28 protein-coding genes are annotated in these 24,675 nt (G+C 54.3%); 5 read left to right on the top strand and 23 right to left on the bottom strand.

The window, feature by feature from the left end:
* Positions 1 to 51: 51 nt before the first annotated feature.
* From EI185_RS08060 to EI185_RS08040, 5 genes are read right to left on the bottom strand one after another with little or no spacing between them, the layout of a single operon-like run.
* The gene (locus EI185_RS08060) at positions 52 to 306 is read right to left on the bottom strand and encodes a YfhL family 4Fe-4S dicluster ferredoxin (protein ID WP_124704615.1); all 255 of its coding nucleotides are present in this window, start codon (positions 304 to 306) and stop codon (positions 52 to 54) included.
* An 11-nt stretch (positions 307 to 317) separates the two neighbouring features.
* A complete protein-coding gene (gene coaD, locus EI185_RS08055; RefSeq protein WP_124704614.1) occupies positions 318 to 806 on the bottom strand; it encodes a pantetheine-phosphate adenylyltransferase in 489 nt (162 codons plus the stop codon).
* Positions 799 to 1,374 (bottom strand): 16S rRNA (guanine(966)-N(2))-methyltransferase RsmD, encoded by a 576-nt coding sequence (gene rsmD / locus EI185_RS08050; protein WP_124704613.1) that lies wholly within the window; start codon positions 1,372 to 1,374, stop codon positions 799 to 801. Before rsmD ends, coaD begins: the two co-directional genes overlap by 8 nt.
* Entirely contained in the window at positions 1,371 to 2,678 is a 1,308-nt protein-coding gene (locus tag EI185_RS08045) for a M16 family metallopeptidase (RefSeq protein WP_124704612.1), read from the bottom strand. Before EI185_RS08045 ends, rsmD begins: the two co-directional genes overlap by 4 nt.
* A complete protein-coding gene (locus EI185_RS08040; protein WP_124704611.1) occupies positions 2,678 to 4,057 on the bottom strand; it encodes a M16 family metallopeptidase in 1,380 nt (459 codons plus the stop codon). Before EI185_RS08040 ends, EI185_RS08045 begins: the two co-directional genes overlap by 1 nt.
* 95 nt (positions 4,058 to 4,152) lie before the next feature.
* On the opposite strand from EI185_RS08040, the gene ftsY reads away from it, so the two are divergent.
* From ftsY to rpoH, 4 genes are all read left to right on the top strand, one after another.
* Entirely contained in the window at positions 4,153 to 5,190 is a 1,038-nt protein-coding gene (ftsY, locus tag EI185_RS08035; RefSeq protein WP_124704610.1) for a signal recognition particle-docking protein FtsY, read from the top strand.
* Positions 5,187 to 5,840 (top strand): cell division ATP-binding protein FtsE, encoded by a 654-nt coding sequence (gene ftsE / locus EI185_RS08030; protein WP_124704609.1) that lies wholly within the window; start codon positions 5,187 to 5,189, stop codon positions 5,838 to 5,840. Before ftsY ends, ftsE begins: the two co-directional genes overlap by 4 nt.
* Positions 5,837 to 6,745, top strand: coding sequence for a permease-like cell division protein FtsX (gene ftsX, locus EI185_RS08025; protein WP_124704608.1), 909 nt, complete (start codon positions 5,837 to 5,839; stop codon positions 6,743 to 6,745). Before ftsE ends, ftsX begins: the two co-directional genes overlap by 4 nt.
* A 78-nt stretch (positions 6,746 to 6,823) precedes the next feature.
* Positions 6,824 to 7,672: an RNA polymerase sigma factor RpoH gene (gene rpoH / locus EI185_RS08020; RefSeq protein ID WP_124704607.1), complete on the top strand. Its 849-nt coding sequence runs from the start codon at positions 6,824 to 6,826 to the stop codon at positions 7,670 to 7,672.
* Between the two features lie 218 nt (positions 7,673 to 7,890).
* On the opposite strand, the gene ccoS is transcribed toward rpoH, so the two are convergent.
* From ccoS to EI185_RS07960, 12 genes are all read right to left on the bottom strand, one after another.
* Positions 7,891 to 8,076, bottom strand: a complete 186-nt coding sequence (ccoS, locus tag EI185_RS08015) for a cbb3-type cytochrome oxidase assembly protein CcoS (protein WP_124704606.1) — start codon at positions 8,074 to 8,076, stop codon at positions 7,891 to 7,893.
* Positions 8,073 to 10,484 (bottom strand): heavy metal translocating P-type ATPase, encoded by a 2,412-nt coding sequence (locus tag EI185_RS08010; protein ID WP_124704605.1) that lies wholly within the window; start codon positions 10,482 to 10,484, stop codon positions 8,073 to 8,075. Before EI185_RS08010 ends, ccoS begins: the two co-directional genes overlap by 4 nt.
* Positions 10,485 to 10,491: 7 nt before the next feature.
* Complete coding sequence (locus EI185_RS08005; protein WP_124704604.1) at positions 10,492 to 11,283, bottom strand: FixH family protein; 792 nt, start codon at positions 11,281 to 11,283, stop codon at positions 10,492 to 10,494.
* Positions 11,280 to 12,716, bottom strand: a complete 1,437-nt coding sequence (gene ccoG / locus EI185_RS08000) for a cytochrome c oxidase accessory protein CcoG (RefSeq protein WP_124704603.1) — start codon at positions 12,714 to 12,716, stop codon at positions 11,280 to 11,282. Before ccoG ends, EI185_RS08005 begins: the two co-directional genes overlap by 4 nt.
* Positions 12,717 to 12,808: 92 nt before the next feature.
* The gene (ccoP, locus tag EI185_RS07995) at positions 12,809 to 13,729 is read right to left on the bottom strand and encodes a cytochrome-c oxidase, cbb3-type subunit III (protein WP_124704602.1); all 921 of its coding nucleotides are present in this window, start codon (positions 13,727 to 13,729) and stop codon (positions 12,809 to 12,811) included.
* Complete coding sequence (locus EI185_RS07990; protein WP_306308272.1) at positions 13,726 to 13,920, bottom strand: cbb3-type cytochrome oxidase subunit 3; 195 nt, start codon at positions 13,918 to 13,920, stop codon at positions 13,726 to 13,728. Before EI185_RS07990 ends, ccoP begins: the two co-directional genes overlap by 4 nt.
* A gap of 19 nt (positions 13,921 to 13,939) precedes the next feature.
* A complete protein-coding gene (ccoO, locus tag EI185_RS07985; protein WP_124704601.1) occupies positions 13,940 to 14,683 on the bottom strand; it encodes a cytochrome-c oxidase, cbb3-type subunit II in 744 nt (247 codons plus the stop codon).
* 18 nt (positions 14,684 to 14,701) lie between these two features.
* A complete protein-coding gene (gene ccoN / locus EI185_RS07980) occupies positions 14,702 to 16,171 on the bottom strand; it encodes a cytochrome-c oxidase, cbb3-type subunit I (RefSeq protein WP_124704600.1) in 1,470 nt (489 codons plus the stop codon).
* A 112-nt stretch (positions 16,172 to 16,283) separates the two neighbouring features.
* Positions 16,284 to 16,877 (bottom strand): SCO family protein, encoded by a 594-nt coding sequence (locus EI185_RS07975; protein ID WP_124704599.1) that lies wholly within the window; start codon positions 16,875 to 16,877, stop codon positions 16,284 to 16,286.
* Between the two features lie 104 nt (positions 16,878 to 16,981).
* Positions 16,982 to 17,896 (bottom strand): heme o synthase, encoded by a 915-nt coding sequence (cyoE, locus tag EI185_RS07970; protein WP_124704598.1) that lies wholly within the window; start codon positions 17,894 to 17,896, stop codon positions 16,982 to 16,984.
* Between the two features lie 51 nt (positions 17,897 to 17,947).
* Positions 17,948 to 18,532 carry an SCO family protein gene (locus EI185_RS07965; RefSeq protein ID WP_124704597.1) on the bottom strand — a complete coding sequence of 195 codons (585 nt, stop codon included), beginning with the start codon at positions 18,530 to 18,532 and terminating at the stop codon, positions 17,948 to 17,950.
* On the bottom strand, positions 18,510 to 19,184 hold the full coding sequence (locus tag EI185_RS07960) for an SURF1 family protein (protein ID WP_189836333.1): 675 nt from the start codon (positions 19,182 to 19,184) through the stop codon (positions 18,510 to 18,512). The genes EI185_RS07965 and EI185_RS07960 overlap by 23 nt, the downstream gene beginning before the upstream one ends.
* Positions 19,185 to 19,293: 109 nt before the next feature.
* On the opposite strand from EI185_RS07960, the gene EI185_RS07955 reads away from it, so the two are divergent.
* The gene (locus tag EI185_RS07955; RefSeq protein ID WP_124704595.1) at positions 19,294 to 19,491 is read left to right on the top strand and encodes a twin transmembrane helix small protein; all 198 of its coding nucleotides are present in this window, start codon (positions 19,294 to 19,296) and stop codon (positions 19,489 to 19,491) included.
* Positions 19,492 to 19,554: 63 nt separating this feature from the next.
* Here EI185_RS07955 and EI185_RS07950 read toward each other — a convergent pair whose 3' ends face one another.
* The 6 genes from EI185_RS07950 to EI185_RS07925 form a co-directional block, all read right to left on the bottom strand.
* Positions 19,555 to 20,406: a cytochrome c oxidase subunit 3 gene (locus EI185_RS07950; protein ID WP_124704594.1), complete on the bottom strand. Its 852-nt coding sequence runs from the start codon at positions 20,404 to 20,406 to the stop codon at positions 19,555 to 19,557.
* Positions 20,407 to 20,457: 51 nt separating this feature from the next.
* The gene (locus EI185_RS07945) at positions 20,458 to 20,664 is read right to left on the bottom strand and encodes a DUF2970 domain-containing protein (RefSeq protein WP_223247742.1); all 207 of its coding nucleotides are present in this window, start codon (positions 20,662 to 20,664) and stop codon (positions 20,458 to 20,460) included.
* The gene (locus EI185_RS07940) at positions 20,657 to 21,217 is read right to left on the bottom strand and encodes a cytochrome c oxidase assembly protein (protein WP_124704592.1); all 561 of its coding nucleotides are present in this window, start codon (positions 21,215 to 21,217) and stop codon (positions 20,657 to 20,659) included. Before EI185_RS07940 ends, EI185_RS07945 begins: the two co-directional genes overlap by 8 nt.
* Before the next feature lie 144 nt (positions 21,218 to 21,361).
* Positions 21,362 to 22,936, bottom strand: a complete 1,575-nt coding sequence (gene ctaD / locus EI185_RS07935; RefSeq protein ID WP_124704591.1) for a cytochrome c oxidase subunit I — start codon at positions 22,934 to 22,936, stop codon at positions 21,362 to 21,364.
* Positions 22,937 to 22,964: 28 nt separating this feature from the next.
* Positions 22,965 to 24,086 (bottom strand): cytochrome c oxidase subunit II, encoded by a 1,122-nt coding sequence (gene coxB / locus EI185_RS07930; RefSeq protein WP_124704590.1) that lies wholly within the window; start codon positions 24,084 to 24,086, stop codon positions 22,965 to 22,967.
* A gap of 32 nt (positions 24,087 to 24,118) precedes the next feature.
* The gene (locus tag EI185_RS07925; protein ID WP_124704589.1) at positions 24,119 to 24,601 is read right to left on the bottom strand and encodes a DUF2244 domain-containing protein; all 483 of its coding nucleotides are present in this window, start codon (positions 24,599 to 24,601) and stop codon (positions 24,119 to 24,121) included.
* Between the last annotated feature and the right edge of the window lie 74 nt (positions 24,602 to 24,675).

Below are 24,675 nucleotides of genomic sequence, written 5' to 3'. Positions count from 1 at the left end.
ATCGCCAAATAAAAAGCCCCGCAAGCGGGGCTTTTTATTTGGGAGGCCATCTCAAGCCGACGCCTGGCGTCCCGTCAATAACAGATAACGATCCATTAACTGCTCCTGAGTTTCCTCAATCCCCAGCGGGATACAGTCCACCGGGCATACCTCCACACATTGAGGCGCGTCGTAATGTCCAACACACTCGGTGCATTTGTTCGGGTCGATTTCGTAAATGCTGTCGCCCTGATAGATCGCCTCATTGGGGCACTCCGGCTCACACACGTCACAATTGATGCATTCATCCGTAATTAACAGAGACATTTAATTATCCTTTACTGGGTTGATGCAATTTTAGCCTGAAGTCGTTGTGCGACCAAGTGCGGCACAAACTGGCTCACGTCGCCGCCCAGCAGGGCGATTTCACGCACCATGCTGGCGGAAATAAACATCAGTTGCTCGGCCGGGGTCATGAACACGGTTTCGACCTCGGGATTGAGGTGACGGTTCATACCGGCGAGCTGGAATTCGTATTCGAAATCCGATACCGCACGCAAGCCACGCAAGATGATATGAGCTTTCTGCTCGGCCACGAGTTGCATCAGCAAGCCAGAAAAGCCCACCACACGCACCTGCGGCGCATCGGAAAACACCTGCTGCGCCATCTCCACGCGTTCGCTCAAATCAAAAAACGGGCGCTTATGGCTGCCTGCAGCCACCGCCACCACAACCTCGTCGAAAATGCGCAATGCACGCCGCACCAGGTCTTCATGACCGCGTGTAACCGGATCAAAGGTGCCGGGATAGACCGCAATTTTATACATGGCTGTCCTGTTCCTGCGCCTGTTTGAGTAGGCAAAAATGCGCTTTACCCGCGCGCCCCTCGCGCCACACCAGCCAGCCAGGCGGCACGACCAGATTGCCGTCATGCTCGACATACACACGGGCGCCGGGGTTCAGATGCGGCGGTAACGCCGCCAACACCTGCTCCTGCAAACCTGCAGCATAAGGTGGATCAAGAAATACCACGTCAAAGCGCCCGCTGTACTCGGACAGGAATTTTACCCCATCTCCCTGCAACACATCGACATTGTTGGCTGCCAATGCAGTCAAGCTGAGTTGCAATCCATTGAGTACCAAACGGTTTTTTTCCACCATTGTCACGCGCCGAGCACCGCGTGAAGCCGCTTCGAATCCAAGCGCGCCACTACCGGCGAACAGATCGAGGCAATCCAGGCCATGCAACTCTTGCCCGAGCCAGTTGAACAGCTTTTCGCGTACCGCATCCGGAGTGGGTCGCAGTCCTTCAGCATCGGGGAAACTGATCAAACGCCGCCGCCAGTGGCCGCTGATAATGCGCACCCGATTGCGCAAAGTCCCGGCATGATTCATTTTCCGCTGCCACCCACCACGATGGTAACCAGTTTGTCCGGATCGATATGGCGTTTGAACGCAGCTTGAATCTGTTCTGCAGTGACCGCTTCGACCCGCTTCGGGAACTCGTCCAGATAATTCAGTGGCAGATCATAAAAACCGATCACGGCGAGATATTCGAGGATTTCCTTGTTGCTGTCTATACGCAACGGAAACCCTCCCACAATGTTGTTCTTGGCCTGGGTCAGCTCCGCGTCGGTCACCCCGTTGGTGACAAAATTCGCCAGCGTCTGACGCACTACCTGCAGCGCCTCATCGGTCTGGTCAGTGCGGGTTTGCAGCCCGATCTGAAACGCGCCAGCCTCGCGCATGGGCATGAAATAACTGTACACGCTGTAGGCCAGACCACGCTTTTGCCGCACTTCGTTGAGCAGGCGCGAATCGAAGCCGCCACCCCCCAGGATGTAGTTGCCCACATACAGTGCAAAATAATCCGGATCGCCGCGTTTTACACCGGGCTGCCCGATGAGCACCTGGCTCTGCTTGGCGGGGAAGGGAATGGTGCGCGACACCGCCTGCTGCAATGCAGGCACCGGCGGTATGGTCAAACTTGCCTCGCCACTGGCTGGTGGCAGTTGGTCAGTAAGCTGATGGGCAATGCGATCCGCCTCGGCACGACTGATATCGCCCATCAATGCCACCACCGCCCCCGAGGCGGCGTAGTGACTACGGTAAAAGGCCTGCAAATCGGCCACCTTGAGCTTGCTTACGCTGTCGATCTCGCCGCTGTCACGCCGCGCATAGGGATGGCTGCCAAACACCGCAGTCTGGAATGCCTTGGCGGCAAGGCTCTCAGGCCGGGCTTCGGCTTCTTGCAAACCAGCGATGACACGCGCCTTTTCCCGCTCCAATACAGGCGCAGGGAAGGTCGGCTGCTGCAATACCTTAGCCAATATCGACAGTGCTGCATCGCGCTGCTCGGGGCTGCTCAGGGTGCGTAGCGTAATGCCGGCGCGATCCGCATCGAAACGTCCGCCCAACTCCGCACCCACGTCGGCCATGCCGCTGGCGATCAGGTTGTCATCCAGTCCGCCCGCACCCAAGCCCAGCAGGTGGCGCGTGAGATTGGCCACGCCGCCCTGGTTGGCGGGCTCCAGCGCCGTACCGGCGGGAAAATCGACACTGACGTCCAGGATCGGCAAATCGTGGCTTTCCACAAAATACACCTTGGCGCCATTGGCCAACACCCAGTGCTGGATGGGCAGGCTGGCATGTGCGCTCAATGTGGCGAAAACTGCAAACAGTGCAAACAGGATACGCATTATCGAAGTTCTCCACCGGTATGACGCATCCCCGGCATGTCGGGGCGCGGAGGCTTGTTGTCGAACGGTTGCGGATCCAGCGTCGCCACAGTCAGTTCGTCATCCACCAGATATTTGCGTGCCACATCGCGCACCTGCTCGGGGGTCACCGCCTGCAATTTTTTCACGCGCGCCTCAATTTCGGATATGGGCAAACCTGCAGTGGCGTACTCGCCCAGTTGCATGGCCTGGTAAAAAGTCGAATCGCGCTGATATACATCGCTCGCGATGACCTGCGCCTTGACCCGCTTCAACTCGTCGGCGCTCACACCATCGCGCTTGATGAGTTCGATCTGGGCACGCAGGGCGGCTTCCAGATCGGCAGCGCTCTTGCCCTCGGAAGGCGTGCCATCGAGCAGGAACAGCCCGGGGCCACGCGCCACGGCATCGTAATCGGCGCCTGCTTCGCTGGCCACACGCTGCCCGCGCACCAGGTTGCGGGTCAGGCGCGCGGCATCGCCGCCATCCAGCACTGCCGCCAAGACTTGCAGCGCATAGGGCTCCCAGTCCTTGTCGACATCGCGCAGTACCGGCGCGTGGTATGCCATGATCAGATACGGCAGCTTGGCGGGCGCTTTAACCGTCACGCGCTTGATGCCGGTTTGCGCCGGTTCTGGCTGGGGCTTGCGCAGCGCCAGCTGCTTGGCGGGAATGGGTCCGAAATAGCGCTCAGCCAGCTGTTTCACCGCGTCCGCCTGGACGTCGCCCACCACCACCAGCGTGGCATTATTGGGCGCATACCAGCGCTGGTACCAGTCGCGCGCGTCCTCCACTGTCATGTGTTGCAAATCGCTCATCCAGCCGATGACCGGGCGCCGGTAGGGGCTTTCCTGAAACGCGGTGGCCATCAGCTGCTCATACACCAGCGCCTGCGGCTTGTCGTCGGTACGCATGCGACGCTCCTCCATCACCACCTGGATTTCTTTGGCAAAAGCGGCGTCAGACAGGATGAGATTTTGCATGCGGTCGGCTTCCAGCTTGAGCGCCAGTCCCAGCCGGTCTTTTTGCAATTGTTCAAAATAGGCAGTGTGGTCCCGGGCGGTGAACGCATTTTCACGGCCACCCGCTGCTGCAATCAATTTGGAAAACTGCCCATCCGGCACGTCTTTGGTACCCTTGAACATCATGTGTTCGAGCACATGGGCAACCCCGGTGGTGCCGTTGAATTCATCCAGACTGCCCGCGCGGTACCACACCTGCGATACCACAATCGGCGCACGATGGTCTTCCTTGACCAGGACGCGCAAACCATTGGCAAGGTGAAATTCCTGTACGGAGGCCAGGGCTGGGGTCGCCAGGCATAAAATGCCGATGACAAGCGCTTGTTTTATAAAGTTCATACAATCCCGGAATGAGTTAGGCTAAGGCGCATGATAAAATAGCTGTCGCAATTATATGCTGTGTTTCCGCACACCGTTTAAAGACTGCCCACACTGTGTTTAGTTTCTTCAAGAAATCCGGCGACAAGCCCATCCCTGCCGAAGCCCCCCCTACGCCGACCAAATCGGCCGTCGTTGACGCGCCAGTGCCTGCAGTGGAGGCTGTGCCCAAATCATCCTGGACGCAGCGCCTGAAACAGGGCTTAAGTCGCACCCGGGAACAATTTGGCAAACAGCTGAGCAACCTGTTTTCGCGCGGCGGGAAAATAGACGCAGACTTGTATGACGAACTGGAAACCATTCTGCTCACCGCTGATGTGGGCGTGGATGCCAGCCAGTATCTGCTCGACAGCCTGCGCCAGCGCGTCAAAAAAGACCGGCTCACCGACGCTACCCAATTACAGGCTGCACTGCACGACACATTGTGCACCTTGCTTTCACCCCTCGAACAAGCATTGGACGTAAGCACCCACAAACCCTATGTGATCATGCTGGCAGGGGTAAATGGCGCCGGCAAAACCACCACCATCGGCAAGTTGGCCAAATACTATCAGGCGCAAGGCAAATCCGTGCTGCTGGCAGCGGGGGATACGTTCCGCGCCGCGGCACGCGAGCAACTCATGGTGTGGGGTGAGCGTAACAATGTGGCGGTGATCGCGCAGGATGGCGGCGATTCGGCGGCGGTGATTTTTGATGCCATTGCTGCCGCCCGTGCCCGCGGCATTGATATCGTGCTGGCCGACACTGCTGGCCGCCTGCCCACCCAGCTCAACCTGATGGAGGAAATCCGCAAGGTCAAGCGTGTCATCCAGAAGGCTGAACCCACTGCCCCGCATGAAGTCTTGCTGGTGCTCGACGCCAACACCGGACAAAACGCGGTTACACAGGTCAAAGCGTTTGATGATGCGCTGGGTGTTACCGGCCTGGTGCTCACCAAGCTCGACGGTACGGCCAAGGGTGGCGTGATTGCGGCCATCGCCAAAACCCGTCCGCACCCGATCCGCTTTATTGGTGTGGGAGAAAGCCTGGAAGATTTGCGTCCGTTCGTAGCACAGGATTTTGTTGACGCTTTATTTGAGGGACCTGCGCCATGATTCGTTTTGATGCCGTGACCAAGCGCTATCCAGGCGGTCATGAGGCCCTGTCCAATGCTTCCTTTGAAATCGCCAGCGGCGAAATGGTATTTCTCTCCGGCCACTCGGGTGCAGGCAAATCCACACTGCTTAAACTTATCGCTGCTATTGAACGCCCTACGCTAGGAACCGTGACGGTCAATAGTCAGAATGTCGGCAAAATGCGCCGCGCTGCAATTCCCTATCTGCGCCGCAATATCGGCCTGATATTTCAGGATCACAAATTGTTATTCGACCGCAGCGTCATGCAGAACGTGCTCCTGCCTTTACAGATCGCCGGGTTTCCGCGCCACGAGGCAGCTGGCCGCGCACGCGCGGCACTCGACAAGGTTGGCCTGCTCAAACGCGAAAAGGCCAACCCCATCACCCTTTCCGGAGGCGAGCAACAGCGCCTGTGTATTGCCCGCGCCGTGGTGTCGCGCCCCAGCCTGGTATTGGCCGATGAACCCACCGGCAACCTGGATGCAGATTACGCACGCGACATCATGGACATGTTCAAGGCATTCAACCAGGTGGGTGTCACACTGGTCATTGCCTCACACGATGAAAACGCCATCAGCGCCTATGGTAGCCGGGTAATCCATCTCGAACACGGGGCATTACTGTCATGATGACCTGGCTCGCGCACCATCGCCAGGCACTCATCGCAACCCTGGCGCGCATGGGGAAAGCCCCTTACGCTACCCTGTTTGCCATTATCGCTATCGGCGTCGCATTAAGCCTGCCGGCAGGACTGTTTGTATTACTTCAAAACATCACCCGGCTGGCCGCTGATCTGCCCGCTCAACCCGAGATCAGCGTTTTCATGCAACAGAACGCGAACGATGCCGATATCACCGTGATACGCCAACGCCTGCAGGCACGCACCGATTTAGCCGGTTTTCACTTCGTACCACGTGCGCAGGCGCTGGCAGCTTTGTCGAAGCAAGCCGGCGTCAGCGACTTGACTGCGGGCTTGACTGACAATCCGTTGCCGGATGCCTGGATCATCGTCCCTGCGCAAGCCGACGCCCAAAATATGGCGCGTATCGCCGCTGCTATTCGCGGCTGGCCGCAGATCGCCGAAGTCCGGGATGACAGTCAGTGGGCGCAGCGCCTCACCGCTCTGCTAGGTTTGGGCCGCGATCTCGTATGGGTACTGGCAAGCCTGCTGGGCGCTGCGCTGGTAGCCGTATCCGGAAATACCATCCGACTGCAAATTCTTACCCGTCGCGAGGAAATTGAAGTCAGTCGACTGATCGGTGCCACCGACCGCTATATACGTCGTCCATTCCTGTATTTCGGCGTAGTACAGGGACTATTTGGCGGACTCATTGCCTGGTTGATTCTAGTGGTTTCTGTGCTGCTGCTCGACCAGCAGGCCAGCAAGTTGGCCGCACTCTACGCCTCAAGCTTTCATTTGACCGGCCTCGGGTTGATAGAAGTGGCAATACTGCTGGCGATTGCCGCCGCACTGGGCTGGCTGGGCGCTTATCTGGCGGTGAACCGCAGTCTGCGCCTGATAGAATCCAGATAATCAAGAAATCCGGTGAACTTTACATGATTAGCACTCTCTTATGTAGAGTGCTAGAATGGATTCAAGGAGGAATATGCCATGTCACCTACTTTTGCATTGCCAGCATTAAGCAACAGTGCCAGCAGTCTGGACAGCTATATCCACACCATCAATAGCTATCCGATGTTGAGCCTGGAAGAAGAAATTTCACTGGGACGACGCCTGCGTGACGATAACGATCTGGAAGCAGCCGGCCACCTGGTGATGTCACACTTACGCGTGGTGGTAAGTATCGCCCGCAAATACGTCGGCTACGGATTACCCCAGGCCGACCTGATTCAGGAAGGTAACATTGGCCTGATGAAAGCGGTCAAACGCTTCGACCCGGAACGCGGTGTGCGATTGGTGTCATTTGCCATGCACTGGATCAAGGCTGAAATGCACGAATACATTCTGCGCAATTGGCGCATGGTAAAAATCGCCACGACTAAAGGCCAGCGCAAACTGTTTTTCAACCTGCGCAGTCACAAGACCGGTCTCAATAGCCTGAGTCCGGACGAGGCCAGCGCCATGGCTAAGGAACTGGGCGTAAAGCGCGAAGAAGTGCTGGAAATGGAGGCGCGATTTTCCGGGCAGGACGTTACGCTGGAGCCTTTGGGCGAAGACGGTGAGGACGGTTATGGCCCCTTGGCATATCTGAGTAATGCCGAAGATGAACCATCGAAGATTCTGGCGCGTAACGAAAACGAACAGCGCACTAGTACGGGCCTGATGTCTGCACTGGGCAGTCTGGATGCTCGCAGTCGCCACATCGTCGAAGCACGCTGGTTGCGTGAAGATGAAAACGCCACCCTGCACGACCTGGCTGCGGAATATAATATTTCTGCCGAGCGTGTACGTCAGATCGAACAAAAGGCATTTCAGAAAATGAAGGCTGCGCTGGTTTAAGTTGTTATCAGATTTGCCCTGACCCATAAAAAACCCCGCATTTGCGGGGTTTTTTATGGGTCACATTTGCGTGTCACGCAAACAGGAGAACCGAGAAGAAGCTGAGCCAGGCAAACACAATGAGACTCACGATAACGGTCATCGGCAGATTGGTTTTATTGAACAGCTGAGTCATGATCCATCCTTACATGAATATATAAAATTGAATCCATTTTAAACTATTTCGTTTTGTCGCTCAATTGATTCGACGGCAGCATCGGGTCATCCTCATCCATCAGGATGCGTTGTGCCGGCCCTTCCATATCTTCGAACTGGCCGCTTTTGATTGCCCAGAAAATACCGAAACCAATCAATAAAATAAATATGACCGTCAAACCCAGCAGAAATACCAATGTAGATGTCATCTTAACCTCAAAGCGTTCAACACCACCACCATGGAACTGATGGACATACCCAGCGCTGCCAGCCACGGCGAGACATAACCGAGCGCGGCAAAAGGTAATGCGATCACATTATACGCCACCGCCCAGAACAGGTTCTGGCGCATCACTCCCAACGTGTCACGTCCCGTTTCCAGTGCCTGCGGCACATCGTCCAAGCGGTTGGAGAGCAAAACGATGTCGCTACTCTGGTTGGCCACGTTAGTGCCCGCCGCCATGGCAAACGATACCTGGGCCGCAGCCAGGACTGGCGCATCGTTGATGCCATCCCCCACCATCGCGACGATAGCGCCATCGCGTTGTATCGCCTGCAAAACAGCCAGTTTGTCCTGAGGTTTTTGCTGCCAGTGGAGATCGCTGACACCCAGCGCAGCGCCGACATGGCGCACGGTGGTTTCGTTATCTCCACTTAAAATACTGATGCCAATGCCACGCGTCCTGAGTGTCGCAATTGTCTGCCTGGCATCATCCCGCAACGGATCTTCCAGTACAAACACGGCCAGCGCTCGCGTCGCATCACACAGCCATACCAAAGTTGCACCGGGATAGCGGGTGGAATAATTCTCAGCCAGGATACGGCTTGCAGGCGAAAAATCCTGATTACCCAGAGAATAAGTTTGCCCATCCACTACACCGGACACACCTTGTCCCGGGTGATTTCGTGCCGCTTGCACGGCCGGTAAATCAGACGCCAATACGCGCCCCTTGAATGCCGCTGCCAACGGGTGTTCCGAGGCTTGCTCGAGACTCGCAGCCAGCACATCACACTGCGCCGCGGTCAAATCTGCTAGAACAATCACATCCATCACCGCCGGTTTACCTTGCGTCAGCGTCCCGGTCTTGTCGAATACCACATGATTCACTCGTGCCAGTGTTTCCAATGCATGGCCGCGCGTCACCAGAATACCGCGTTTAATGAGATGTGAGCCTGCCGCTGCCAGTGCAGCCGGTACTGCCAGCGACAATGCGCAGGGGCAAGTCACCACCAGCACTGCCAGTACGATATCCAGCACCTGCGTGCGGTCTATGAATAGCCACGCCAGCCCGACCACAGCGGTAAAAACAAGCAGTGCAAGCGTGAACCAGGAAGCGGTGCGATCCGCGAGTGTGGCGATATGCGGTTTTTCGGCCTGCGCCTTATCCACCATACGTACAATGCCAGCCAGGACGGTATTTTCACCCACGCCAGTCACTGTCAATGTGAGCGGGCCTTCCAGATTAATGCTGCCGGCGATCACGCTATCGCCAGGCTTTTTAAGCACCGGACGCGGTTCGCCGGTCAATAGCGCTTCATCTACCGTCGACATCCCTTCCGCAACCGTGCCATCCGCTGCGATCGTCTCACCCGGTTTGGCCAGGATACTGTCACCGCGCAGCAGATCCAGCACCGGTACATATTCTTGCAGGCCAGCCCGCAACCGGATGGCCATGGTGGGCTGAAGCTTGAGCAGGTTTTCTGCCGATTCAATCGACTTTCCGCGGGCGCCAGCTTCCAGCAAACGCGTACCCAGCAGGAACAGGGTAAACATGCCGATAGAATCGTAATAAACATGCGCTCCACCGAACAGGGTGACCCACACGCTCCCGATGAATGCTGTAATAATCGCCAGCGCCACCGGCACATCCATATTCAGATGCCTGGACTTGATGCCACTCCATGCTGCGCGATAGAACGGCATGGCAGAGAACGTCACCACCGGCAGCGTCAGCAGCAGACCGAACCAGCGCAGCAGCACCACTGTACTGGGAGCAATGCCATCCCAGTTCCCTGCGTAGAGACCGACCGACAACATCATCGTCTGCGCCGCGCCTATCCCGGCAATGGCAAGCCTCTGCAAATCCTTTTTACGCCTGGATTGGCGCAACGCATCGGCTTGCAAAGCGCTGTAGGGATGCGCGTTATAGCCAAGCAACTGGATTTCCTGGAGGATGCGCGACAGGGAGATTTCACGGCTATCCCAGGCAATCCTGGCACGATGATTAGCGTAATTAACCTGTACCGAGTTCACGCCCGGCAGTTGTTTGAGATGGCGTTCGTTTAGCCAGACACAGGCAGCGCAGGTGATTCCTTCCAGGATCAGCACCGCTTCGCGCTGATTCACGCCGCTGTCGATCACAAAGCTGCGCTGGATATCCGGATGATCGTACAGGGCAAGCTTTTTCAGCTCATCCGGCAATATTTCATGCCCTTGCCCCGGCAAAGCAGTGCGATTCGAGTAATACTCGCTTAGACCATTGTCCACAATCGCCTGGGCGACTGCCTGACAACCACGACAGCACATAGCGCGCGACTGGCGTGCGATGTTAACGCTAAATTCTGCGCCGCCAGGGACGGCCTGACCACAGTGATAGCAAGATTCAGATGCCGTCATGCATTACTCAGGAGGCAGGCACGCTCACATCGTGTTCGCGCTCGACGCGTTGACCATTGGCCTCGATCACCAGCTTGACCACCCACGAGCCGGTACCGGGAATACTGATACTGCCGCCGTACTCACCTGGCTTACCCTCAAGCAGGCGGAGTGGAGGAAGCATTTGCACATAGCCGGGACGAAAGAAATTCAAGGTGACAACGGCATTTTGCATAGGCTGCTTCAGCCTGTCATGTAAGCGCATGGTGAGATTATTCACTGCTGACGGTCCTGACTTCAGCGTATCCAGGCCTTCCATTTCTACGTCCCAGCCCAACTTTTGTTCATCCGAGAGTGTTTTAAGATGCTCGTTGACCGCCTTGGCCGCCTGCTCGTCGTGCTCGGTAACTCCCGAGAACCCGGAATATACCGGGTGATTCTTGGCACGTGGCATGATCAGGCTGGCCACCCAGGGCGGCACGCCCTGGGTGGAAACAGCCACGAATGTGCCATCGATCACCGTCAGCAATCCGAAGAACACGACCATTGCTTTGGGTGCCCAGTGCATGCGTTTTCCCGAGTTGCGTTTATCGCTTGCGAGCAGGCTGAGTACAGTTGCGGTGGCGAGATAGATTGCGACGTGAATGGCTATCACATCAAGCTGATCGCCATTCATAATGGCATAGACGGCATAACCGATAGTGGGAACCGCACCGGAAATCACGCCACGCCAATAATTTGCCAGCCCTGCACGCCCCAGCAGCCAATGCAATATCACCACGATTACGGTGCCGCCAAACAGCGTTTCCAGCAAGCTCATTGTTCGTTCGTCCTTGAATAAAAGTTTACCTGCTCTACCACCCGCCCATCCGGTTCAGATATTGGGGTGATCACAAAATCAAATCGGGGATATTTTCCGACTTGCTGCGGCGTGAGTATGATACTTGCCTGCACGAGCACGCTATTGCCACTGCGCACCTTGACGGTCTGCGACTCATCCATAGCCAGAGCCCCCGGCGGCAAGCCCTGCGTGCTGATGCGATATTCCATATCAGCACCGCTCTTGTTGGTGAGATGAATCTGATAACGATTGCGGATGTCGCCATTGGAGAGCACTACGTATAACGGCTGGCGTATTTGCTGCACATCGTGTTCGAAATTGGTACGCGTGGCGATACTGTATATCAGCGCACCTGTCATAACGCTGAGAGCCACGAAATATCCCACAACCTTAATTCGTTTCCAGTGAATATGCGGCTTGGCCGGCTCAGGCAGCGCCAGATTGGCTTCCGAATCGTAACGGATCAGGCCGCGCGGATAACCCACCGAATCCATAATGGTGTTGCAGGCATCAATACATAAACCACAGGATATGCAACGGTATTGCAAGCCGTCCCGAATATCGATCCCAGCCGGGCACACCTGCACGCAGAACCCGCAATCAATGCAGTCGCCATAACCCTTCTGCTGGCGTATTTCGTGTATTTTCAATTCTGCCCTGGGCGCTGCACGTCCCATGCTGCCATCACCCCGCTTGGCGTCATAGGCGACAGCCAGCGTTTCGGGGTCGTACATCACACTCTGGAAGCGCCCATACGGGCATATATATGCGCAGATTTGCTCGCGCATCAGGCCTGCCGCGGCGTAGGTGGTGAGTGTCAGCGAAAATACCGTGACATAGGCGGCATAGACTGCGTGGCCGGTAAAAAACCGCACCAGCAGATCCGGAGCATAGCCGTAGTAGAGCACGAAAGTCATACCGGTCCAGAATGAAATCAGCAGCCACAGACCGTGCGTCACGCCCAGTTTGAGAATCTTCTCGCCGTTCCACGGTTGCCGCTGCAACCGAATACGCGCGGGACGCTCACCCTGCACCAGCTTTTCAATCCAGATAAATATATCTGTCCATAAAGTCTGAAAGCAGAAGTAGCCGCAAAATGCACGGCCTATCAATGAAGTGGCAAAAAAGAGCAGAACGGCGGCAATGAATAACAACAAGGCCAGCCAGAAGATATTCTGCGGATACATGACCAGGTCGAAAATGAAGAAGCGGCGTTCAGCCAGGTCGAACATGACCGCTTGGGAAACCACGCCATGTCGCGTCCAGGGTAGCCAGGGCAACCCGAAGAACACCGCATAGGCCAATACCATCACACCCCATTTGAAATTGCGAAAACGCCCTTTAACTGAACGGGTAACAATTGGGATGCGCTTCTGGTATAGCGCCCGCGGTTCTTCAATACCAACGTTCAAACATATTCTCCATGAAAAAACCCCCGCAGTATGGCAGGGGTTTTGTTTAGGCCGCGAGACCGGCCGGAACCGGATCAGGGGTCAATAGCTACTTATTTACCACCACCCAATTCGTGTACGTAGACGGTCAACAACTTGATTTGTTCAGCCGACAGTCGATCTTTCCAGCTAGGCATGACGCCTTTATTCAGGCCGGTACGAATGACATTCTTCACTGCGGCTTCCTTCAGCGGTATGGTTTTGGCATCGGGCACGTCTGCCCACAGCCAGATGCTGTCAGTCAAGTTGGCTGAACCGTGTGCCTGGCGACCTTTGGCATCAACCCCGTGACAGTAGTAGCAGGCTGCCGTTTCGGAATGAAACAGCACGTCACCCGCCTTGGCGCTCTCCGGATTTACGGCGTTATGCGAAAGACTCAACACATAATCAGCCAGTTGGGTCATTTGCGCATCAGTCAACACCTCGGCAAACGGCGGCATGTAGCCATGACGGCCATCGGTGATGGTCTGCTGAATGTTTGCGTAATGACCACCGTAGAGCCAGTCGTCGTCGGTCAAATTCGGTGCGAAATCCATTTTTCCGCCACCACCCTGCTGATGGCAGGCTGCGCAGTTGTCCGAGAACAACTGTTTGCCTGCGGATAATACAAAGCTGTTGAGTTCCGGATTCTTGGCAATCTGTTCAAACGGCATCGCCGCAACCTTATCGAAATAGGGTTTCTGCGCAGCGACCGCCTCGTTGGTTTCATGCATAAGCAGAGCACGGGTATTCCAGTGTGTGGTCTTGGTCACACCCTTGTCGTTAACGTAGGTGATCTGATCAAAACCCGTGGTAAATCCATTACCTATCGGCCACGCGGGATAAGTAAACCAATATGCAACCGCCGCGAGCACGCTAATATAGAACGCATAAAGCCACCAGTCCGGGATCGGATTGTTGTATTCCTGCAGGTCACCGTCCCATGCGTGACCGGTAGTCTGTACCGTGTGGGACTGTAATTTTTCCTGGCTCATTTCTTGTCTTCCTTGCTTTCAGATTCATCGTCCATGAATGGCATGTATTTGTAGGTTTCCAGCCGCTCACCGCGCTTTTTGCTGCCGTACACATACAGCACAATCAGCACGAAAGTGACAAACAGAATCACCAGCGCCAGCGGCTTGGTATTCTCATATGAAGCAAACCAACTCAACCATTTCATGTCCATGGGCCGGCCTAATTATTGATTAACGGTATTTCACAAACGCGTCGTCGTCATATTTGCTGAAATCAACCATGGTGCCAAGCACCTGCAAATACGCCACCAGCGCATCCATCTCCGTAATTCTGCTGGGGTCACCATCATAGTTGCCCGACTCTGCCTGAGCGATAAGATTTTTGCGCGCATCCGGGATGCTCAACATCTCGGCTGTTGCTGCCCCGAACTGTTTGACGTTAGCCTGATATTCGGATTTGGTGAGCGAATAGGGTACGCCGACTTTACGCAAGGCTTCCATGCGTTCCTTGATATCCGAAATATTCAGTTCATTCTTTTCCAGCCAGGGGAAATTGGGCATGACTGATTCTGGAACCATGGAGCGTGGACTGGTCAGGTGAGCAACCTGCCATTCGTTGGAGTACTTCTTGCCGACGCGCGCCAGATCCGGTCCGGTACGCTTGGAACCCCACTGGAATGGATGATCGTATTCCGACTCGGCTGCCAGCGAATAGTGTCCATAACGCAGCGCTTCATCGCGGAACGGACGGATCATCTGCGAATGGCACAGGTAGCAACCTTCACGCTGATAGATATCACGGCCCCGCAATTCCAGCGGGGTGTAGGGACGTACGCCATCCACTTTCTCCACGGTGTTCTTGATAAGAAATAGCGGAGCGATTTCTACCAGGCCGCCAATACTGATGGCCAGCATGACCAGCACCAGCAGCAGGCCCACATTGGTCTCAATCCATTCGTGCTTGAAATTGAACATTTCTGTTTCCTTGTACTTTTAAGCGCCGGCCATGCCGGATTTGACCATTTTGGCGGACATTTTTGCTTCCAGCTCTGCTGCCTCGCCTCTGGCTTGGCGAATGGTCATGGCAACGTTAACGAACATCATCACCATGCCGGTCAGGAAGAACATGCCGCCAATCGCACGCATCGCATAGAACGGGTGCATGGCTGCAACAGACTCAACGAATGAGTACTGAAGATTGCCGTACTGATCGAATGCACGCCACATCAGCCCTTGCAGAATGCCGGAAATCCACATCGCAGTGATGTATAGCAACACGCCAATGCTGGCAAACCAGAAATGTATGCCCACCAGTTTTTGGCTCCAGATTTTGGTGTCCCACAGCTTGGGTATCATGTGATACATGGAACCGAAGGTAATCATTGACACCCAGCCCAGCGTGCCTGAGTGCACGTGACCAACAGTCCAATCCGTGTAATGCGACAGCGCGTTCACGTCTTTCAGCGCCAGCAGGGGGCCTTCAAAAGTAGCCATGCCATAGAACGACAGCGCCACGATCAGGAAACGCATGATCGGATCGGTACGCAGCTTATCCCACGCACCGGACAGGGTCATGATGCCGTTGATCATGCCGCCCCAGGATGGCAGCAGCAGCATGATGGAGAATGTCGCCGCCAGAGTGGAAGTCCAGTCCGGCAGCGCGGTCCAATGCAGGTGGTGTGCGCCGACCCACATGTACAGGAAAGACAGTGCCCAGAAATGGACGATGGACAAACGGTAAGAGTAAATCGGACGACCGGCCTGCTTGGGCACGAAGTAGTACATCATGCCCAGAAACGCCGCTGTCAGGAAGAAACCAACCGCGTTGTGCCCGTACCACCATTCCGTCATCGCATCCTGCACACCCGAAAACAGGCTGTATGACTTCATCGAGAACAGGCTGACCGGCACCGCCAGATTGTTGAAGGTGTGCAGCAGCGCAGTGGCAAGAATGAAGGACAGGAAGAACCAGTTGGCCACATAGATATGTGGCTGCTTGCGGCGCATGATGGTGCCGACAAACACGGCAAGATAAGTGACCCATACAATCTCGATCAGGATATCGATCGGCCATTCCATTTCCGCGTATTCGCGCGATTGGGTGTGGCCCAGCATATAACTGATATCCGCCAGCACAACAATCGCTTGCCAGCCCCAGAAGGTGAAGCTTGCCATACCGTCACTGAACAGGCGCGACTGGCAGGTGCGCTGCACAATGTAATAGGAGGTTGCAAACAATGCGCTGCCGCCGAAACCGAAAATCGCGCTGGTGGTATGCACCGGACGGAGTCGTCCGAATGTGATGTATGGAATATCGAAATTCAGGAACGGCCATGCCAGTTCTGACGCAATATATACGCCCGCTGTCATGGCAATCACACCCCACACCATGGTCATGATGGAGAACTTCTTCACAATATCGAAATTGTATTGCTCGGTACTGCTCAGTGCCGTAACCGCCATGAGGACTCTCCTACGTCGCCTAGTCTTAATTAAAATTAGCTAGTGTTAGTAAATTGGAATATTACGAATTTTCGGATTTTACCAGCGACAGGTTGCCGCGCGCAAGATATGTTCAGTTCCTGAGCAACAATGAAATGTCGTGCGCGATTGCATGAGGCCCTTCCCCATAGGGCATGTAGAGTCGCAACCGGCCTTGTGTGTCGTAGATATAGGTCCCGGCACTGTGGTCCACCGTATAATTGCCACGCGCATCTGGCGGCTGCTTTTGATAAAAAACCTTGAATGATTTGGCGAGTACGGCAGTTTCTTCCGGGCTGGCATACATTCCCAGGAAACCGGGATTGAAGGCAGGCATATACTGGGCAAGCACGCTGCGTGTATCCCGTTGCGGATCCACCGTCACAAAAATGACCTGTACCCTGGCGGCATCCTTGCCAAGCAGTTTCATCGCCATGGCGAAATCCGACAATGTGGTCGGACAAACATCCGGACAGTGCGTATACCCAAAAAAGATTGCAACGACCTTGCCACGAAAATCGGCCAGGGTTCGCACCTTGCCGGTCTGGTCAGTCAGCCGAAAATCGCGCGCATAATCGGCGCCGGTGATATCGGTAGCTTGATAATGCGGTGCCTGTTTCTGACTGCAGCCACTGAAAACAAGCGCCACAAACAAAAAAAGGAAATGAACTGGATGCCGGCTGACCATATTGCCTCTTCGAACATACCCACAAGGGAAAGTTTGCCGCAAGTTTATAGCGGGCAAACCAGGATTGTATTCCTGCTGTCCGAATGATGAAAATATATGGTGCGCTAACCCACCGGCCGCATGAATTTGATCATCCAGTAATGGTCAACCAGCAACAATGCAAACAGCAAACTGAGGTACAGGATTGAATAGCGAAATGTCTTTTGCGCCAGGGCATCACTGTAATGCCGATAAATGGAAATCGCATAATAGAGGAAGATGCCATCCAATATCAGCGTACCGCCAAGGTAGATCAATCCACTCATGCCCGTAACGAATGGCAGCAGCGTCACTGCGGTAAGCGCCACGGTATAGAGCAGCACTTGCAAGCGCGTGTATTCTTCACCGTGGGTTACCGGCAGCATGGGCAATCCGGCTTTCGCATATTCCTTGCTGCGATACAGGGCCAGCGCCCAGAAATGCGGCGGGGTCCACACAAAAATAATCAGGAATAACAGCAGTGCATCACTGCTCACCTCGCCAGTGACCGCCGCCCATCCCAGCACCGGCGGCATGGCACCTGATGCCCCCCCGATCACAATATTCTGCGGAGTGGCCGGTTTTAGAAATATAGTATAGACCACCGCATAGCCCACAAACGTGGCCAAGGTTAACCATGCCGTCAACGGATTGACATATGCATGCAGCAAATACATCCCGCCGCCGCCTACCAAACCAGAGAACACCAGTGTTTGTGCACTGTTGACTTCCCCGGTGGGAAGCGGCCGGGCACGCGTACGCGCCATTTTGGCGTCTATCTTCTGCTCCACCAGGCAGTTGAATGCAGCTGCCGCACCTGCCACCATGGCAATACCAAGCGTAGCGGCCAGCATCGGCACCAAGGGTGGCCAGCCGGGCACCGCGAGGAACATGCCAATCACAGCAGTAAATACGATCAACGATACAACGCGCAATTTGCAAAGCCGCAAAAATTGCTGACAGCGGCAAGCGCTTATTTGCAAAATCAGGCTGGTAGTCATATTTTACCTCCGTCCGTTGGGCACGCTGTACGCACCTTCAGTTTTAATTTTCTAGCCAATTTGTGATGTCTTGAGCAAATGCTTGATGTCTTTGATCATGCCACTGGGGTTCGGTTTTTTTGGAAAACGCATCATCAGGTTACCCAACGGGTCGACCAGATAAATATAATCCGCTACCTGTCCGTTCGCAGGGAATTTTGCGCTCATCTCTTTGCTCGCTGTCACCACAATCGTGCCCGGATAATCGACCATCAATTCAGAGGTGGGCGCTACATTATCGGTGACCAGCCAAAGACGCTGCAGCCTGTCGCGCTCCGCACCCTGCGCTGTGCGTACCTGGCGCATGGTATAAAGTTTCTCGCGGCAAGACGCATCGCACCTGCCGCTGTCAAACATCACCATTACCCACTTGCCTTTTAATTGTTTCTGACTGAATGCAGATCCACTCGCCTCAGTACCAGCCACGCCAGTCAGCATCTGCACCGGCAGCAATTCGCCATAGTTGGAAGTTTTCCCACTGGGCGTCCAGAAATAATACGCAATATATGAAGCCGCCAAGGGCAACGCAAAAAGTCCGAATAGCAACAATAGCTTGATGCGGGAAATTTTGTTTTCAGGCTGAGATACGTTTGACATTGAGCACCAGATAAATAATTAAAATTGCCGTTGCGATTGCGAACCACTGTACGGCATAACCCATATTCATCGCCGCACCGGCATCGGGGCGATCCCATACCCTAACCAGACCATCCCTGGTGTCATTGATCTGCTGGATCAAAATGGGCTGTACAGCGTAGGGAAGCGTCGCAGTGTAATGCTTAAAATGCAGGTTTTCCCATACCTGTCCCTGTACCGTTGCTGTCGACAATTCCAGGAAACGGCTAATCGGGTTGGTCACGATACCTTCAATACGCACCTCGCCGGGCGCCTGTTCTGCGTGCGGAGGAATGGCGCGATTACCGGCACCCAGCCAGCCCCGATTGACCAGCACATAGCTTCCGCTAAAGTCGTCGCGAAACGGTGCAATGACATAGTAACCTGCACGCCCCTGGTAGAGTTTGTTATCGATGTAAATCTGGCGGGAAAAATCAAAATGGCCATGCAAAGCCACTTTTTGGTACAACAGGTTTGTGCCATCGCCCCCTCGAACCGGCAGCGTCACGGCGGGGTCTCGCTGCATCAGGTCATAGCGCGCTTGCAATGCGCTTTTTTGATCTGCCCGATTCAGTTGCCAGTTGGCTAAAAACAAGGTCAGCGCGATCATCACTATCATGGCCAAAGTGGGCACCAACGTCGGCTTGAATTGATAGGCTCCAAATCTCATCTTGCTAGTGTCTCGCTGGCATGTCTCGGTAGGCTGGGATAGACTGAAAAAAATTGTATCGCGGAGGCCAGTCATGCGCATTATTGTATTGATTTTTATTTTTCTGATTCTCGCCAGCCTGTTCAGTGCACTCTACTATCTCATCAAAGATAAAGGCCAGTCCGAACGTACCGTCAAGGCGCTTACGGTACGGATCATATTGTCTCTCACTTTGTTCGCCCTGCTGATGCTCGGCTTCCATTTTGGCTGGTTGCCTCAACGCAGTGTGTAACCCGGAATAAAAGCGCCGCACACTTGCGCGTGCGGCGCAGTCCCCTTTATCCCCGCCTTGCTCTTATAACCAATACACCACCACAAACAGCAGCAACCATACCACGTCCACAAAGTGCCAATACCAGGACACTGCCTCGAACGCAAAATGATGGCTTGGTTTGAAGTGCCCAGCCATCGAACGAAACAGAATCACAATCAACATGATGGTGCCGACGGTGACATGAAAACCGTGAAACCCGGTCAGCATGAAAAACGTGGCGCCATATACACCCGCTCCCAGCGTCAGGCCCAGTTTGGTATAGGCTTCGTGATATTCATATGCCTGCAAACCGAGGAAGCACATACCCAACGCGACGGTCAAGATCAGGCCAAGCACCAGCTGGGTGCGATTGTTTTTCTTCAATCCCCAGTGCGCCCAGGTCACGGTCAAACCTGAAGTCAGCAACAGCAAAGTATTGATCGCGGGGATGCCCCAAGCTTCCATCGGAGTGAATTTCGAGGCCAGCCCCGGACCGGCTGTCGGCCAAGTGGCCGTATAGTGCGGCCACAACTGCAGCATGGTTTCGCCCGAGCCCAGACCGGGAACCGAGATTGTGCGCGTATAGAACAGTGCGCCGAAAAAAGCAGCGAAAAACATCACTTCGGAGAAAATGAACCAGCTCATGCTCCAGCGAAATGACAAATCCACCTGATCGTTGTATTTGCCTGCTTCGCTCTCGCGTATGACTGTGCCAAACCAGCCAAACAGCATGAACAGCAGCACACCCGCTCCGGCAAGCATGACGAGCTTGCCGTTGCCCATACCATTGAGATCCATGACAAATCCAAATGCCAGCAGCATCAATGCAATCGACCCGACAATCGGCCAATGCGATGGTGGTGCGAGGTAATATCTATCCTGATGCGTTTCCATGACTGTGCTCCTCCTTCACTGTTTTATTTTTTTACACGCCTAAAAATTATTTTACTTGGTCACCAGATAGACCAAAAATAAAATCGCACCTACCAATAATGCAGCACCTATCAACCCGGCCACGATAACCTGCACGGGCTTCAGATGGGTTACATCCGACTGGTAATCCGACTTGCGCCGGATACCCAGAAAACTCCAGAACACCGTCTTGGCCGCGCGCCAGCCGGAAAGTGTTTTACGTTGCCCATCCTCAACCACGTGCGCCCTTATCGTTTGCTGCGACGGCTTGTGCATTCGGGTTCAGATTGAAAAACGTATACGACAGGGTAATAGTTTTTACATCCTTAGGCAGAGCTGGGTCAATCACAAACAGTACCGGCATGATTTTGGTTTCATGCGGTTTAAGCATCTGTTTGGTGAAACAAAAACACTCAATTTTCTTGAAATATTGCACGGCAAGGGCAGGGGCATAACTCGGGATCGCCTGTCCGGTAATCGGCACATCACTGTTATTGACCGCCTTGTAATCCACCTGCATCAATTGCCCCGGGTGCACTTCAACGATGGGCTTCATGGAGGAAAATTTCCATGGCATGTTTTCGTTGAGGTTGGCATCCAGCTCAAGTCGTATTTTTCGGCTCATGTCTACCTGGGTATTTTTGGCGAGCTCCTGCTCACCACCCTTGTTGAGGCCGCTGACTTCGCAAAGCTTGTTGTAAAACGGTATCAGCGCAAAACCGAACCCGAACATTGCAACGGCAACAATGCCCAGTTTTTTCAGCATTACCCGGTTAGCTTGCGTCGCGCTCATTGCCAGTGGTTAATAATGGTGTAAAGAAACAAGCCGACCGCTATCAATGCAAGCGAGATCGCCGTTAAATATTTTTTACCTTCATTGTTCAATTTGTTCACCTATTCCCGTTCGAGCAGGGCGAACGCCCTGCTCTGCAAACATTCACTTCACCATCGGCGCCGTCTCAAACGTGTGATAAGGCGCAGGTGATGGCAGCGTCCACTCCAGCCCTTCCGCACCTTCCCATACTTTGTCGGTAGCCTTGGCTCCGCCACGCACCGCCTTCAACACCACGATCAGAAAAATCAACTGGCTGGCGCCAAAGATAAATCCGCCAATCGAGGCAATCTGATTGAATTGGGTGAATTGCAGCGCATAGTCCGGAATCCGCCTTGGCATGCCGGCCAGCCCGAGGAAGTGCATGGGGAAAAACAGAATGTTCATGGAAATGACCGAGAGCCAGAAATGCAACTTGCCCAGCTTTTCGTCATACATGTGCCCGGTCCATTTTGGCAGCCAGTAATATGCACCGGCAAAAATGGAGAACAGCGCCCCGGATACCAGTACATAGTGAAAATGCGCAACCACGTAATAGGTATCCTGCAACTGGATATCGACAGGCGTAATCGCCAATACCAGTCCGGAGAACCCTCCCATGGTAAACAGACAAACAAAGGCCACTGCAAACAGCATTGGTGTCTCGAAAGTCATCGAACCCTTCCACATGGTGGCTACCCAGTTGAACACCTTCACCCCGGTGGGCACCGCAATCAGCATGGTGGAATACATGAAGAACAGCTGTCCTGCTGCAGGCATGCCCACAGTGAACATGTGGTGTCCCCAGACGATGAACGACAGAATGGCGATGGAACCGGTGGCGTACACCATCGATGCATAACCAAACAGCGGCTTGCGTGCAAACGTTGGAATAATCTGGGAGATGATGCCAAAGGCCGGCAATATCAGGATGTACACTTCAGGGTGTCCGAAGAACCAGAAAATATGCTGGAACATGACCGGATCACCACCGCCTGCCGCATTAAAGAAATGCGTGCCGAAATGGCGGTCGGTCAGCAGCATGGTCACCGCGCCGGCCAGCACAGGCATGGTAGCAATCAGCAGGTAGGCGGTTATCAGCCAGGTCCACACAAACATCGGCATCTTCATCATGGTCATGCCAGGAGCACGCATGTTCAGGATGGTCGTGATGATGTTGATCGAACCCATAATGGACGAGGCGCCCATGATGTGTACGGCGAAGATGTTCAGGTCATAAGACATGCCGCCCTGAATGAACAGCGGCGGATACATGGTCCAGCCACCAGCGACAGCGCCACCCGGCAGGAAGAACTCGCCAATCAGGAAGATCGCAGCCACCGGCAGCAGCCAGAAACTCCAGTTGTTCATGCGCGGGAAAGCCATGTCCGGCGCCCCAATCATCAAGGGCACCTGCCAGTTCGCAAACCCGGTAAAAGCAGGCATGATCACACCAAAAATCATGATGAGGCCATGCATCGTTGTAAGCTGGTTGAAGAACTCCGGATGCATAAACTGCATGCCCGGCTCAAACAGTTCGGCACGGATCATCATCGCCATGCTACCGGCAACGAAGAACATGATCAGCGCAAACCACAGATAGAGCGTACCGATATCCTTATGGTTGGTGGTTTTTATCCAGCGCATCAAACCGCTGGGGTGATGATCATGACCATGGTCGTGAGCGTGTGTCGCATCCATATCGAGTCTCCTCTTCTTGCTCGCTTGATTATTTACGCAGTGCTTTGATTTCAGACGGCTGGATCACATCGCCTGTATGGTTGTTCCAGGCGTTACGTTCATATGTGACCACCGCTGCAATCTCGGTATCGGACAATTGCGCTGCAAATGCTGCCATCGCGGTCCCCGGCTTTCCGTTCATCACCCGATCAATGTGTGCCGCCTTATCCCCGGTGGCAATCTTGGAACCGTTGAGTGCCGGGAATGCGCCCGGGATACCCATTCCGGATGCCTGATGGCAGGCTGCGCAATGGGTGGTGTATACCTTTTCGCCTTTGCTCTTCATTTCATCCAGGGTATAGACCTTATTCGGATCCTCTACCACCGCGGCCATTTTTGCTTTCTGATCGGCAAGCCATTTGGCATAGTCTTCAGGCGTTTTAGCCTCGACCACGACAGGCATGAAGCCATGATCCTTACCGCATAGCTCGGAACACTGGCCGCGATAAATTCCCGGTTTATCAACCTTGAACCAGGTATCGCGGATAAACCCCGGTATCGCGTCCTGCTTTACTCCAAAGGCCGGCACGGACCAGGAGTGGATCACGTCATCGGCGGTAACCAGCATGCGGATTTTTTTGCCGATCGGCACCACCAGAGGATGGTCCACTTCAAGCAGATAGTGCGCATCCTTGGTGGCCTTATTGTCAATCTCGTCTCTGGGTGTAGATAGATTGCTGAAAAAATGTATTCCTTGCTGCAAATAATCGTATTCCCATTTCCACTGATAGCCGGTGACTTTAATCGTCATGTCCGGACTCGCCGTATCCTTCATGGCCAGTACCGTCTTGGTCGCGGGAAACGCCATACCTATCAGGATAAAAAACGGAATGATTGTCCAGATAACCTCAACCGTGGTGTTTTCATGGAAATGCGCAGCCTGGTGGCCCTTGGACTTGCGGTGCGCATAGATCGAATAAAACATGGCGCCGAACACCACCACGAATATCGCCAGAATCACATACATAATCAACGTGTGTAGATGATAAATCTGCCCAGCGATGGGTGTTTCCGGACTTTGCAGATTCAGCTCATAGGCCGCATGCGCCAAATTCGTCGCCAAACCCAGCACCATGCCTGTGGCCGATCCCAACATTCGTTTTATTTTCATGCCTTCTCCCCTATCCTCGTGATTCTGCTTATTTATTGACACCCAAGCCGCCATTCCAGCTGGTGTGCCAGTTCGGTACGTTGCTCATCGTTAAGATGACGTCCCAATTCCTGCTCGGCGCCGTGTGTGCGTAGCGCCACCCGACACTGCTGACCGACCGTCCGACACTGCAGCACGACCTGCGCCCAGCAACGGTTATATTCGGAACGCATGACGCGCACATTATCGCGTCGCTCCAGCACCAGTTTGTTACCTACAATGGTAATGCGCTCGTAGTCGCGCTCGTGACAGGAAATTTGATAAAACGCCAGCAAGACAACCAGCATTTCCAGCCCGGCAAAAGGCAGAATCGGCCAGGCGCCCATCATGGCAAACACCCAGGCGGTGCCCGACAGAATCAGAAAGAGGGAAGCTAAAACAAGAATTTTGCCCGACCGCGACAGCGAGCAATTGGGCCGTGCAGTGATACAGCAATCCACTGGGCCAGTCTGAGTGATTTGTATGCCGCCGTACATTTTGTGCAAATCCCGCTTATTGTCGTTTTAAGTCGGATGCCCTGCGACCTTTTGTCGCGCTGGCTAAAGTAGCA

The organism is Sulfuriferula multivorans, from assembly GCF_003851125.1.
Taxonomy (GTDB): domain Bacteria; phylum Pseudomonadota; class Gammaproteobacteria; order Burkholderiales; family Sulfuriferulaceae; genus Sulfuriferula; species Sulfuriferula multivorans.
The sequence above is the reverse complement of the archived record's forward strand: the minus strand, read 5'-3'. Positions and strand labels throughout refer to the sequence as shown.

Bases quoted from the DNA above. Each gene is read 5' to 3' on its own strand.
- EI185_RS08060 (WP_124704615.1), bottom strand. From the start codon at position 306: ATGTCTCTGTTAATTACGGATGAATGCATCAATTGTGACGTGTGTGAG.
- coaD (WP_124704614.1), bottom strand. From the start codon at position 806: ATGTATAAAATTGCGGTCTATCCCGGCACCTTTGATCCGGTTACACGC.
- rsmD (WP_124704613.1), bottom strand. From the start codon at position 1,374: ATGAATCATGCCGGGACTTTGCGCAATCGGGTGCGCATTATCAGCGGC.
- EI185_RS08045 (WP_124704612.1), bottom strand. From the start codon at position 2,678: ATGCGTATCCTGTTTGCACTGTTTGCAGTTTTCGCCACATTGAGCGCA.
- EI185_RS08040 (WP_124704611.1), bottom strand. From the start codon at position 4,057: ATGAACTTTATAAAACAAGCGCTTGTCATCGGCATTTTATGCCTGGCG.
- ftsE (WP_124704609.1), top strand. From the start codon at position 5,187: ATGATTCGTTTTGATGCCGTGACCAAGCGCTATCCAGGCGGTCATGAG.
- ftsX (WP_124704608.1), top strand. From the start codon at position 5,837: ATGATGACCTGGCTCGCGCACCATCGCCAGGCACTCATCGCAACCCTG.
- rpoH (WP_124704607.1), top strand. From the start codon at position 6,824: ATGTCACCTACTTTTGCATTGCCAGCATTAAGCAACAGTGCCAGCAGT.
- ccoS (WP_124704606.1), bottom strand. From the start codon at position 8,076: ATGACATCTACATTGGTATTTCTGCTGGGTTTGACGGTCATATTTATT.
- EI185_RS08010 (WP_124704605.1), bottom strand. From the start codon at position 10,484: ATGACGGCATCTGAATCTTGCTATCACTGTGGTCAGGCCGTCCCTGGC.
- EI185_RS08005 (WP_124704604.1), bottom strand. From the start codon at position 11,283: ATGAGCTTGCTGGAAACGCTGTTTGGCGGCACCGTAATCGTGGTGATA.
- ccoP (WP_124704602.1), bottom strand. From the start codon at position 13,729: ATGAGCCAGGAAAAATTACAGTCCCACACGGTACAGACTACCGGTCAC.
- EI185_RS07990 (WP_306308272.1), bottom strand. From the start codon at position 13,920: ATGGACATGAAATGGTTGAGTTGGTTTGCTTCATATGAGAATACCAAG.
- ccoO (WP_124704601.1), bottom strand. From the start codon at position 14,683: ATGTTCAATTTCAAGCACGAATGGATTGAGACCAATGTGGGCCTGCTG.
- ccoN (WP_124704600.1), bottom strand. From the start codon at position 16,171: ATGGCGGTTACGGCACTGAGCAGTACCGAGCAATACAATTTCGATATT.
- EI185_RS07975 (WP_124704599.1), bottom strand. From the start codon at position 16,877: ATGGTCAGCCGGCATCCAGTTCATTTCCTTTTTTTGTTTGTGGCGCTT.
- cyoE (WP_124704598.1), bottom strand. From the start codon at position 17,896: ATGACTACCAGCCTGATTTTGCAAATAAGCGCTTGCCGCTGTCAGCAA.
- EI185_RS07965 (WP_124704597.1), bottom strand. From the start codon at position 18,532: ATGTCAAACGTATCTCAGCCTGAAAACAAAATTTCCCGCATCAAGCTA.
- EI185_RS07955 (WP_124704595.1), top strand. From the start codon at position 19,294: ATGCGCATTATTGTATTGATTTTTATTTTTCTGATTCTCGCCAGCCTG.
- EI185_RS07950 (WP_124704594.1), bottom strand. From the start codon at position 20,406: ATGGAAACGCATCAGGATAGATATTACCTCGCACCACCATCGCATTGG.
- EI185_RS07940 (WP_124704592.1), bottom strand. From the start codon at position 21,217: ATGAGCGCGACGCAAGCTAACCGGGTAATGCTGAAAAAACTGGGCATT.
- ctaD (WP_124704591.1), bottom strand. From the start codon at position 22,936: ATGGATGCGACACACGCTCACGACCATGGTCATGATCATCACCCCAGC.
- coxB (WP_124704590.1), bottom strand. From the start codon at position 24,086: ATGAAAATAAAACGAATGTTGGGATCGGCCACAGGCATGGTGCTGGGT.
- EI185_RS07925 (WP_124704589.1), bottom strand. From the start codon at position 24,601: ATGTACGGCGGCATACAAATCACTCAGACTGGCCCAGTGGATTGCTGT.